This window comes from Colwellia sp. 5_MG-2023 (genome assembly GCF_030547795.1).
GTDB lineage: Bacteria > Pseudomonadota > Gammaproteobacteria > Enterobacterales > Alteromonadaceae > Colwellia.
The window spans coordinates 16349-28814 of sequence record NZ_JAUOPW010000037.1 but is presented as its reverse complement, the minus strand read 5'-3'; the positions used below and the strand labels follow the sequence as shown (position 1 = coordinate 28814).

Annotated in this window: 8 protein-coding genes; 1 reads left to right on the top strand and 7 read right to left on the bottom strand. The window is 35.8% G+C overall.

What is annotated here, in order from left to right; translation table 11 throughout:
• Positions 1 to 220 precede the first annotated feature (220 nt).
• Both Q4496_RS16835 and Q4496_RS16830 read right to left on the bottom strand, forming a co-directional pair.
• On the bottom strand, positions 221 to 1381 hold the full coding sequence (locus tag Q4496_RS16835; RefSeq protein WP_215971906.1) for a sulfatase-like hydrolase/transferase: 1161 nt from the start codon (positions 1379 to 1381) through the stop codon (positions 221 to 223).
• Positions 1382 to 1472: 91 nt separating this feature from the next.
• The gene (locus Q4496_RS16830; RefSeq protein ID WP_215971907.1) at positions 1473 to 3758 is read right to left on the bottom strand and encodes a TonB-dependent receptor; all 2286 of its coding nucleotides are present in this window, start codon (positions 3756 to 3758) and stop codon (positions 1473 to 1475) included.
• Between the two features lie 479 nt (positions 3759 to 4237).
• On the opposite strand from Q4496_RS16830, the gene Q4496_RS16825 reads away from it, so the two are divergent.
• Positions 4238 to 5464 carry a DEAD/DEAH box helicase gene (locus Q4496_RS16825; protein ID WP_303610870.1) on the top strand — a complete coding sequence of 409 codons (1227 nt, stop codon included), beginning with the start codon at positions 4238 to 4240 and terminating at the stop codon, positions 5462 to 5464.
• A gap of 81 nt (positions 5465 to 5545) precedes the next feature.
• On the opposite strand, the gene Q4496_RS16820 is transcribed toward Q4496_RS16825, so the two are convergent.
• The 5 genes from Q4496_RS16820 to fldB all read right to left on the bottom strand — a co-directional run bounded on the left by Q4496_RS16820 (position 5546) and on the right by fldB (position 12365).
• Entirely contained in the window at positions 5546 to 8365 is a 2820-nt protein-coding gene (locus tag Q4496_RS16820; protein ID WP_368411062.1) for a TonB-dependent receptor plug domain-containing protein, read from the bottom strand.
• 281 nt (positions 8366 to 8646) lie between these two features.
• On the bottom strand, positions 8647 to 9717 hold the full coding sequence (locus Q4496_RS16815) for a FecR family protein (protein WP_215971909.1): 1071 nt from the start codon (positions 9715 to 9717) through the stop codon (positions 8647 to 8649).
• 53 nt (positions 9718 to 9770) lie between these two features.
• Positions 9771 to 10340, bottom strand: coding sequence for an RNA polymerase sigma factor (locus tag Q4496_RS16810; RefSeq protein ID WP_215971910.1), 570 nt, complete (start codon positions 10338 to 10340; stop codon positions 9771 to 9773).
• 146 nt (positions 10341 to 10486) lie between these two features.
• On the bottom strand, positions 10487 to 11740 hold the full coding sequence (gene srmB / locus Q4496_RS16805) for an ATP-dependent RNA helicase SrmB (RefSeq protein ID WP_215971911.1): 1254 nt from the start codon (positions 11738 to 11740) through the stop codon (positions 10487 to 10489).
• 109 nt (positions 11741 to 11849) lie between these two features.
• Positions 11850 to 12365 (bottom strand): flavodoxin FldB, encoded by a 516-nt coding sequence (gene fldB / locus Q4496_RS16800; protein WP_215971912.1) that lies wholly within the window; start codon positions 12363 to 12365, stop codon positions 11850 to 11852.
• Between the last annotated feature and the right edge of the window lie 101 nt (positions 12366 to 12466).

The window sequence follows — 12466 nt, the reverse complement described above, 5'->3', positions numbered from 1 at the left end:
AAATAAGCGCTAAATGTGATGACATGACATCCATGTTACTCACGGGAGCAACTATCGCTTCAGTATTTCCATTGGTATCACTCCCAAGGTAGTGTGACTCATGCTTGTTAAGCCCATGTGAGCGAAGGCTATTGCTAAACTTCGATACCTATTATATAAACGGAAGCCCGTTACTAAAGTGACGGGCTTTTTGCTGTCTGGCAGTAAATTAAATTTATCATTAGAATATTTCTTTAATTATAGGGCCAATTTTAGGATTGAATTTTTGAGGATCTTCACCTAATAATGTTAAGGCAGTTGCGGCTATTTGATTTTGCTTAATTTCGTTTTGTGTCACGAGCTGTCCTTTGGCTTTTATACCGGAACCTATTGCCGCAAACCAAATGTTTTCAGAGCCTATAATTCCTTCTGGGAAAGCAGCTAAATTTTTCATATAGCTTTTAATAGCATCTTTTGATGCATGATGTTGCCAGTTATTGGCATTACTTCCTCGACCATGGTCTGTGGTAATTAACAACACAGTATTATTTTTATATTCAGGTGTTGTTTGAATGGTGTGCCATAAGTCTTCAATAAATTTATCTGTTTGGTGAGCTGAACTTAAATAACTGTCGTAATGGCCATCATGAGCGAAGTCATCTGTTTCACCGAATGAAATAGCCATAACTCTCGGTTTTTGAGTTAATAAGTAATCTTTAGCAATACGGTAGGTAAAACTGTCTAATCTTACGTTGTGCCAAGGGCTAGGGATTTCTTTTTGCATGGCATTGATTAGCGTCATTTCAGCAGATAGCGGCTTCCCTTGTGCAGACATAAAACCTGCATTGACGTACATTTTACTACGTTCAACATTGAAAATAGCAGGGAATACGTCCCAGCTGCCAAATACAGCAAGTTTATTACCAAAGGATGGTTGGTTATTGAGCCATTCAATAAATGATATATGCGGGTTGGGTACTTTCTTGTTGCTGTTAATCTTGGGGTCGGCAATGCCTGTAAATATTTCACTGTAGCCAGGATAAGAAAAATGCCAGTTATTTGAAACCGACATTTTTGAATCGAGTTTTCTATTGCCTATAACAGCGCCTTTTTTGGCAATTGTATTCCAAAAAAAGGGCATAAGCAGTTGACGACGTTGCTCTTCATTATCATGCCAAAACGTCTGTTTTGTGTGACTCGACTCGCGCACAAACTTATCATTATGTAATAAGTTATTGTCAGCACCACCGAATACTTCTTGCCAACGTAAGCCATCTATAGTCACTAGTATTAAGTTTTTTGGGGTAGTGACTTTTGAATTAGCTGTATGAGCTGAAGTCTTTTCATTAGCTATGGAAGCTATGTGTACAAAAAGTAATATGATAAATAGATATTTAGACATTAGTGTCGCCAATTTAAGTAGATTGAAAAAAGAGAACCAAACAAATATGATTTGTTTGGTTCTTATTAGATATGACTTCTATTCGTTACAATTAGAAACTGACGGTAAATGTCATTGATGCAGTACGTGGCGCACCAATAAAAAAAGTCGTACCATTGCCTGTACCGGTAGATAAATAGCTTTCATCGGTTAAGTTGTTTACAACAAAAGCTAAATCAAATGATTTAAAAACATTACTATCAATACTTGCTGTGTAGCCAGCATTGAAGTCGACAACGGTGTAGGCGTCGGCATCACCGCGTTCACCGGTATATTTAGCTGAAAGACCTGCGCGAAAGCTTTCTAGAGTGTAGTTAGTCGAGAAAACGAACATATCATCGACAGAATCAATCACCTTGGTGCCTGATTCAAATCCTGGAGCATTACCTACGTAAGTTGAGTCATTGTTAGTGTATGATGAATATATATCCCAATTTTCGTTAAAACGATAACTAGCACTTAATTCAAAACCAGTAGAGTCTATGCCACCTACATTCAAATAAGTGCCATTAGTTCCTATGCTGTAATCAATACCAGACGTATCACTTCCAGGTGCAATAAACGTTATGCGGTTATCGAAGGATATTGAATAGTAAGTTGCAGAAAAATCTAAGTTGTCATTATTATATCGAATACCCACATCAATATTTTCTGCTGTTTCTGGCTCTATTTCATCAAGTGTTGAAGCATCGCGCTCTAAAACACCATCTTTAATTGCAGAGAAGTTTTCGCTAAATCCGGCAAAGACTTCCATGTTATTATTGATTTGATAAACAACACCAGTACTAAATAAAACATCTGAATCACTGTTTACTTTTCCGGTGATACCATTAGCAAAATTGTCGTATTTTTCAACGTCTACAAAGTATTTTTGAACGCCTAAGTTAACTGTTAGATCGCCAAAGTTTAAGGTATCTTGAAGGTACAGTTTTAAGGTGTCTGTTTGGAAGTTATTACTATATTGTGTCCAATAAGGCGTTTCATCAAAATGATGATAAATACGAGCATCGATGACTTTATGCCAATCACGAGATTCATCACGGTCAGCTGATTCAGTCCACAACCCCATTGAAATATCGTTAATGCCAATAGACCAATCAAAGTTTGCGGTCATACCGATACGAGTTTTTTCATAGTGTGTATGGCGATATGACATAACAGGAATGGCGTTTGTATCGTAACAAGATGGTGCTAAGCCAGCACCTGAGTCCCAAGGCCATGATAAATTATCAGTGCAGCCATCTGCCGGTGCTAGTGGATTACCTAACTGATCAGTAAACCCATATTGCCCAGCAATGGTACCACCTTCTGAAGTAGGGTTACCATCAACATCAACTGCAGCCACTAAGTAAGGAGGAATCCAGTCTCCGCGCCCTTCATTTTTGTGTAAATAAGGTGTTATTTTAAAATGCATACTGGGTGATATGCTATATTCAAACTTGACATAACCTAATGTATTTTCTCTTAGGGTTGACCATCCTTCAGCAAACATTTGGTCAAAGTGAGGGACGCCTGTCCAGTTCCAGGTTAATTGATCCCAATCAGGTGTTTGTTCAAATTGCGCTTTACTGACTGAGTTATAGTTATCTTCATTTGCATCATCATAAGATAAACGGCCAGTAATACTTAATTTATTTAATTCAGTAATAAATTTGAATTCAGCATGCTCTCTTGTCATTCCGCCGTTTGAGCCTTCACCTACCCAACGACTAGTGGATGTTGATGAATAGCTTGCGTAGGCATACGTATTATCAAATAATAACCCTGTATCGTGGCGAGCAAAGTACCTTTTAGCATCATGATCACCCGTGGTAAATGCAAATTTACTGGTTTTTTCAAATGCAGGCATAGCACTAATAAAATTAAATGTTCCACCTAATGCATCTAATGATGCTGAAGAAATATCTGAAGTACCTTGTGAAACTTGAATGGTTTCCATATTCTCTGAATCAAGATAACGGTTTGCTTTTGCACCACCACCATAATTAGATCCACCATTAGGTATACCGTCAATAGTCATACCTAATTGTTGTTGATTACCATCAATACTAAAACCTCGCATAGTAATAGAAGTAGACCAATCGTCACCACCAAAAGCATCACCTTCATTGATACTGATACCAGGCAAGTTGTCCATTAGTGCTAATACGCTTGTTATGCTCGATTGTTGTTGTGTCATTTTTACATCGACTTCATGGTTAGCATGCGATAATTTTTTAGCAACGACAGTGACTTCTTCTATTGTTGTGTCATTTTCTGCTTCCTCAGCAACTACATTGAGTGTCAACGCTGATGATATAGCTAAAGCAATAAGACTTTTTTTATTTGAGTTGAACATAGCTTTCCCTTAATAACATTTTTAGTATTTATAATGCGGGTAAGCATGCGGTTGAAGTGTGACAAAATAGGTGCATAATAATGATCTTTATATTAAATAAATATGTCAATTTTATTAATGTGTTACACAGGTAAATTAAATACTACAAAAAATTTTAATTCGAATGAGCATGCATAAAGGTTACGAGCTTAACTTTGTAGTTGTATGTAATGTGTTGTTATTGCTTACGGTTTAATGATTTGTTATGCGAACTAATATCGAGGAAACCATCGCATCAGGTTAAGGAGATTAAAGTTTTATATGAACATTAATAAACTTATTTTTTTATGCTGTACCTTGATAGATGTAAGCTATAAAAAAGGTAGCTATCTATAAAGTGGGTAATAATTTTAAAAGCCGTAATTTTCTTTTTTGAGTTTTACCTATATCAGGAGAAAAATCTGATAAACTGACCTTCTTATTTTGTTATGTAAATTGATATGAAATTCTCTAGTATTCCACTCATAAATTCCTTACAAGAAAACCTTAAAGCACTTGAGTATACACAGGCAACTGATATTCAAGTAAAAGCAATACCTCTTATTTTAGCGGGTAATGATGTTATGGCTAGGGCAAAAACAGGTACAGGTAAAACTGCTGCTTTTGCGTTACCAATACTCAATAATCTTCTTGATACTCCCAACAGAACTAGAGCATTATCTGTTCTGGTGCTTGCGCCAACTCGGGAACTAGTTCAACAGATTTATACGAACTTTAATCAGTATAGTGTTAATACTGATATTAAAGTGGTAGCGGTCTTTGGTGGGGTAAGTATCAAGCCGCAAGTGAGTAAGCTTGCTGAAGGTGTTGATGTTTTGGTTGCAACACCAGGACGATTACTGGATTTATTATTTAATAAGCATATAAGCTTGGAAGCGTTGTCTGTTTTAGTTTTTGATGAAGCTGATAGAATATTAGATCTTGGTTTTAAAGCCGAAATTGATCGTATCATGCAGCAAGTACCAGAAAAAAGACAGACGTTGTTATTTTCTGCCACGTTTGATGATTCTTTATATAAATTTAGTAAATTATTATTAAAAGATCCTCAAGTGATCACTATTGATGAAAAAACGGAAGTGGCCGATAGTGTTGAGCAGTTAGTCTATACTGTTGATGCAGATCGAAAGCGTGAATTACTTTCTTATTTAATTGGCTCTAGGAATTGGAAACAAGTTCTTATTTTTACACGAACTAAGCAAACAGCAGATGAGCTTGCAAAAGAGCTTTGTAAAGATGGTATTAAAGCTAAATCACTCCATGGTGATAAATCACAAGGTGCGCGAGATAAAGCACTATTAGAGTTTAAAGAAGGAAAAACACGCGCTCTGGTTGCTACTGATGTTGCTGCTCGTGGTATTGATATAGCTGATTTGGGCTATGTAGTAAATTATGAGTTACCTTATGTTGCTGAAGATTACGTACATCGTATTGGTCGTACAGGTAGAGCTGGTAAAAGTGGTTTAGCACTTTCGTTAGTTTCACCAAGTGAAGAATGGTTATTAACCGCGATTGAAAAAGTAATTGATGATAGATTATTACAGCAATGGTTACCAGGATATGAGCCTGATTTAACTAAGGTTAGTACTCCTAAAAGACCTGAAAGCAAGAAAAAAGCGCGAGATAAAGCATTAAGAGGTCGCAATAGTAATAATAGACGTAGAAAATAATTATAACTACTATTAATGTTATAAATAAAAAAACCTGAATTAATTCAGGTTTTTTTTATTTTTATACTTTAGCATACTGTCTTAAAATTTATATTCAACACCAGCATAATAGAATGCGCCATTAAATCCAAATGGTGCAGAACGTCTAGAATATGTAAATACGCCAGGGCTATTAACGATCACATTACCACTTGCATCAACAATAGTACCTGTACGTGAGTTACCAATTTCATTTTTATCAGGGTAAACATCAAATAAATTATTGCCGCCAATATTGAAAGAAATATTCTCATTCATTTGGTAACTTACACGTAAATCAGTTAACACTTCAGCACCATAAGTTTGTTGGCCACCATCCGTTACTGTGTATTCACCATAACGATTAAAAGCTAAGTTTACAGTAAAGTCTCCCACTCTATATAAACCACTTAAACTGATACGATCTTGTGGCTGCCACTCTTCGATAATTGATATATCTTGCTCTGAAAATATTTTATCAGGTGAAACATCGCCTAAACCACTATTGGCAGGTGCAAATATTTTAACAACATCAGTTTCTGTAAAGTTAGCTGCGAAAGTTAAATCTAAATCACCGCCTAACATTTCACCATTCCAAGTGGCTATTATATCAATACCTGATGTTTCGGTATCAGCACCATTAAGAAAGAATTGACCTCCACCAGCACCAGCAGCTAATAAGGCTGAATCTAATGCTGAAGATAAACCTTGGCCTAGTGAGTTGCTTAGGACAATACGATCATCAATATCAATTGAATACCAATCGATAGTTAAATTAATGCTATCAGCAAGTCGAATAACAGTACCAAGACTTAGGTTTGTTGATTCTTCTTCTTTTAACTCAGGAATGCCAATTGCTTGTGCTAACGTTGAATCATTACGGAATGTACCAACCTGGACGGCAATTTGATCACCCGTAGGATCATCTGGATTAGTTTTAAATTGTGTACTGATGTTATTAAAATATAACTGTTGCATTGATGGGGCACGGAAGCCTGTGCTCATAGCACCACGGATGGCAACATCTTCAGTTAAAGACCAATTAGCAGCAAGTTTGAAGTTGCTGCTATCTCCAAAACCATCGTAGTCATCGTAACGTACAGCACCACTTACGATTAAATTTTCAGTGACTTCCATTTCAGTATCTACATAAAATGAAACAACATTACGTGTTTCATCCACTGCAGATATTGCTCCAATACCTCCAAACCCTTGAATACCTGCGCCAGTATCTGTTGCAAATAAACTTTGGCCTAATACCGTATCGTAGTCTCGATATGAATATTCATCACCAGGTGTTATTTTATAAGTATCAGTACGAATCTCAGCGCCCATTGCTAATGAAAACAAATCGAAGTCTTGAGTATAATCAATATTTATTGTTGATAACGCAAGCTCTAAACCATAAGCAAATGCTTCTCTAGGTACTGAATTACGTATTTCATCAGGTGTGATATCAGCGTATGAACCGTCAGCATTATATTGTAAAGCATTAGCATAAGATGAATTGATAGAATCACTTGTTGTATAGTCAATATTGTTTTGACCATAGGTATAAGACAAATCTAATGAAGCACCATTATCAAATTCAGTTTGGTAGCCAAAGTTATAAGAAATATCTTTAATATCTGAATTTATTTTAGGTAAAAAGCCCATTGGTACAGTGGCATCGCCATCTAGCAATGGTGCATTACCATCAGTATTTGCATTATGGCGAAAGAAAGCGGCTGATTCATTGTCACGTTTTGAGTAAGTAATAAAACCATATAATTCGCCATTACCTAGCTCATAACCAGTGTTAACGGTTAAACCAAATTGATTTGAGTCTGCATCGCCAATTCTAAAAGTATTACGTGTCGCTGTTGCCTCACGAGGATCTCCTAGTAGCATGGTGCCATCGCCTATGTCAGTACAGCCAGTAAATTGGCATGAACCATGTAAACCAGCTCTGTTCGTATAGCCGCGATCTCGAAAATTCAAGGTAGTATTTAAATACCCATTATCTCCCAAAGCAAATCCCTTTGAAATATCCACATTTGTGGTTTCACCATCACCTTCTGAATATTCACCATAAGAAACAGCTGCTTTACCACCATCACTCGCATCATTTAGAACAATATTAATAACACCTGCTATTGCATCAGAGCCATATTGTGCAGCAGCACCATCTCTAAGTACTTCTATCCGTTTAATTGATGAAGCTGGAATCGCATTCATATCTGTACCGGCTGTGCCACGACCAACAGAAGTATTTATATGTATTAAACTTGCTTGATGGCGTCGTTTTCCGTTGACAAGAACTAGGGTTTGATCAGGTCCTAAGCCACGTAAAGTTGCCGGACGAAGTGCATCTGTGCCATCACTGATAGCAGAGCTTGAAAAGTTAAAAGAAGGTGCAATCGCTTGTAGCATTCTACCTACTTCTGTTTGTCCTGTATTAGCAAGAGCTTCTGCTGAAAGAATGTCAACAGGTACAGGTAAATCATCAGCTGATCGTCCTGCAACACGACTACCAATAATAGATATTTTCTCGACACTAGTCTCATCTATTTGGGCTGTTTCTTGGGCTAGAGCAGTTTGGCTAGCAGCACCCAATATCATAGGGATTAGTGCTAATTTTACTTTGTTATTTTTCATTGTTGTAATTCCTCTATAGTGTTTATCAACTTGAATGCTAAGTTGACCAGAGTTATTAACAACAGCAATTAAGCCAGAGTCTTGTAATAATTTTTTGAGACCAGAGCTTACTGAGAAATAGCCTTTTAACTCATTTGCTTGATACTGCTTGGCTAAATCAAACGAGAATATAATGGTTTGATTTGATTTTTGGGCAAATGCAATTAGGGCTTTATCAGCTCGTTGTTTGTTAATATCATAGCGCATCAAACTAGCAGCATTTGCACTGAGCGTTACTAGAACTATATTCACGCTAATGAAATATTTTAATAACGGTTTTAGCTTAGCTGAAAGTTGGAACAGACGAAATTTATCTCGCCAACGGTGCAGTATTAATAAACAAGTGAGCAGAAGAAATCCTCTATGGTTTTATAAATTAATTTTAATTATTTAAATTAAGCTAAATGGTGAGAAATAGCTAGTAAACAATGAAAGCATATTTTTATAAAATGACAGGGAGATTAGAATCTATATTTTACGTAGGTAGATCATTCATTAAGCGCAAGTAAAATTGTACTATTAGCAGCCTTTGAATAACTAATATTAAAATTACTTTTCAGTGATGCTAATAAGCCTTCTACATCATTAGCTTTAAAATACCCAGAGACTTTAATATCAGCAATTGTCGGATCAGATATTTTAAAATGAGTTTCTGTGTATCGGCTTACTTCAGCGAGTGCATTAGATAATGATTCACCATTAAAAATGAGCATACCTTGCTGCCAAGCTAAATCACGTTGTATCTGATCAAGTGATACTTGTTCAATAGGCATATCAGGCTGTTTGGTTATTGTGGCTTTTTCGCCTGAACTTACCAATATCCCAGGGAGTTCTGTTTGGTTTGTGTTTTCATCTGTTGTCAACAGAGTATGCCTTATTACTTCAAGTGTTTCTGTTGCTTTAGTAATTAAAACTCTACCTTCAGTTACCATCAATTCAATATCACTATGACTATTTTTTTGTACATTAAATATAGTCCCTAATGCGGTGAATGATTTATCCCCCGAGGTTACAGTGAAGGGACGTGATTTATCTTTAGCTATATCAAACCTTGCTTCCCCTTGCATTAATGTTAACTGGCGTGATGATGGGGTGTAAGATACATGAACAATCGTATTGGTATTTAATTGAATGTGAGTACCATCATTCATAGTGAAGCTGTTCTGTTCACCTATATTGGTTTTTAATATTTGTATTTGTGTTAATGATTGCTCGTTTAGTGAAGGAATGAAAGGTATAAATGATTTATCAACAAAGGCATTAACTGAAAGTATAGAAACAATAGCAACACTGGCAGCTAATACTATAGCAGAGAAATGATGACGAATTTTTTTAAGCTTATCTAGTGGAAATAAATCACTTAATTCATTAAGAACAGAAACATCATCCCAATAAGAAGCCATTTCCAATAACGCATTGAGATGTGCAGTATTTTGCTCGCACCAAAAAACTAATTCTTTTTGTTCAGATAGTGATAAGCCACGATCCATACGACTAATCCAAAGGCACGCCTGTGCCTGGATGTCTTCTTTAGTGTGAAACTGGCTTACATTACTCATTGCGTTACTCGATTATTCTTCGATATTTTTAGTTTATTGGCTAGTATTAGTTGCTACATTTGTACTTTTGCTTTTTTAATATTTTTAATTACTGAAGTTTGACCTTCTTTATGATGCCTTTGTTCCATATATTGAAAACTTTTTAATAAACCTTTAGCGACGTGCTTTTCAACGGTACTTTCACTTAACTGTAAGTACTGGGCTATTTCTTTTTGGCTAAGCCCATACACTTTCTTTAAAATAAAGCATTTACGTACAGTGCCTGATAATTGCTCTGTAGCTCGACAAAAAGATAAAAATCGTTCTTTAGATTCGTAGTCGTCTTCAAAGTGATTACTACTCAACTCTAGAGGAAGTTCAACAAAGCTCTCTATTGAATCATTATATTTATTGTCCCATTTCGCATTATGGTTATAGGCAATGTTTTTAGCTGTTTTAAGCATATAACTACGAGCATACTTTATTTCTTGCTTCATATTTGCTTCGTAGCTACGTACAAAGGTTTCTTGTACTATGTCATCAATATCATCAGGTTTAACAATACGACTAATAAGGGCTTTGATCGTCCTACGATAACTGATAAAAGTGTCGGTAAGCTTATTTTTATTATCTTTTTGGGTCATTTTCAATCCCGATAAAGGCAACTACTTTTAGTCTGCTCGCAATGTGTGTTGTGTGATTCATTTAGGTCATTATTCATCGTTAAAGAAATCACACATGCGTTACGTTACAAAAGGCTAAACAATTATTAACGCATAATTTTTAATTTTTAATTTTTAGATTTGCTTTTTTTGGCTTTTTTCTTGCTCTGTTTTTTAGCTTTAGCTTTTTTCTGTGAAGTTGTACGTTTTACTTTAGCTTTTTTGCTAGCAACTTTAGCCTCTTTATTTTTTGGACGAAGCTCATTAATAATTCTTCGTTGAAGACGTTCATTTTGATAACGCTCAATTTTGCCGACAACTCCCATATCATGAGCTTCTATTAATGAAATAGCCGTACCTTTTGAGCCGGCTCTTCCTGTACGGCCAATACGATGGACATAAATATCGACTTGGCGTGGCATATCAAAGTTAATAACATGGGTGATATCATCAATATCTAACCCTCGAGCGGCAACGTCTGTTGCTACCAGTACTTTTACCTCACCATTTTTAAAACGTTCAATTGCTTGATTGCGTTTGTCTTGTGGCATTTTTCCTTCAAGCCATACACAAGGTAATTCTTCCGCATATAATTTGCCTGATAAATACTGAACTGTTTCTCTTTTATTAGCAAAAACAACCGTTCGGTTAACACCTTCCTGTTTTAATGTATTTACTAACAAATCTAGTTTATGCGATGCATTGTCTGCAAGATGTATCCATTGATGTATTTTAGCTTTTTCTTTACGCGAAGGCGTTGCTTCTAAAAACTCAGGCTCTGTTAATACTTCTTTTGCAAAACGAATAACACCTGTACTTTCTAATGTTGCTGAAAAAAGCATGGTTTGTTTACGCCAACGAGCTTCACCTACTATGCGATTTATGGCTTCGCTAAAACCTAAATCTAACATGCGATCGGCTTCATCAAGGACTAATATTTCAATTTCTCGCGCATCAAACTGCTCATTCTCTATGTATTCTAACAATCGTCCAGGTGTTGCAACTAAAATATCGGTTGTGCTGTTTAAAATATCATTATGGCTACCATAATTTACTCCACCAGTGATAACGCCTGTTTTTATTTTAGATAATTTAGTCAGGTTTTCACTATCTTCACCTATTTGAATGGCTAATTCGCGTGTAGGCGTTAAAATTAATACTCGAGGAAAACCAGGTTTAGTACGAGGGTAATCAAGTAGGTGCTGAGCAATAGGAAGCAAAAATGCAGCTGTTTTACCTGTTCCTGTCGGTGCAGAAGCAAGTATATCTTTACCTGTCATTGCTTGTGGTATGACTAAGTCTTGAATAGAGGTAGGTTTTTTGTAACCTAATGCTTTCACATTGGCTAATAATTCTGAGTCGAGATCAAATTGCTCAAACATAAATGATTTTTCACTAATTTTAGATGGATATTACTATTGCGTTATTATAGAGGTTTTCATGATGTCTGTAACTACTTTATCTCATAAGCAATAACCATCTATATTAAAACTAGCTTTCACTATATTCTTCTAAAATTTGCTCACACCATTGTTGAATTCGATGTTCACTGAGATCGTACTGATTATCTTCATCAAGTGCTAAACCAACAAAATGTTGACTATCTTCAGTGAGTGCTTTTGATGCTGAAAATTCGTAGCCTTGGTTAGGCCAATAACCGATTAATGTTGCTCCTTGAGCAATTACTTGTTCATGTAACATGCCTAACGCATCTTGAAACCACTCGGTATAACCTATTTGGTCTCCCATGCCATATAACGCAACAACTTTGCCACTCAAATCAATAGCATTAATATCTAGCCAAATAGATTCCCAATCTTCTTGAAGTTCGCCATAATCCCATGTGGAAATGCCCAATATAATAAAGTTGTAATCAAGACAATGTGCTAACGGTACATCTTTAATATTATGTAATTCAACTAAATCAGCGCCTATGGTTTCTTGAATTTTTTCAGCTGCTATTTCGGTATAACATGTACTTGAGCCATAGAATAAGCCAATTTTCATATTAGTTTGCCTAAAGTGTAAGAATAGATGTAATACTAAATGAAGTAGTTTATTAATTATTTCATTTGGTATAAATTGCCATGATCTTAACAAAAGCATTT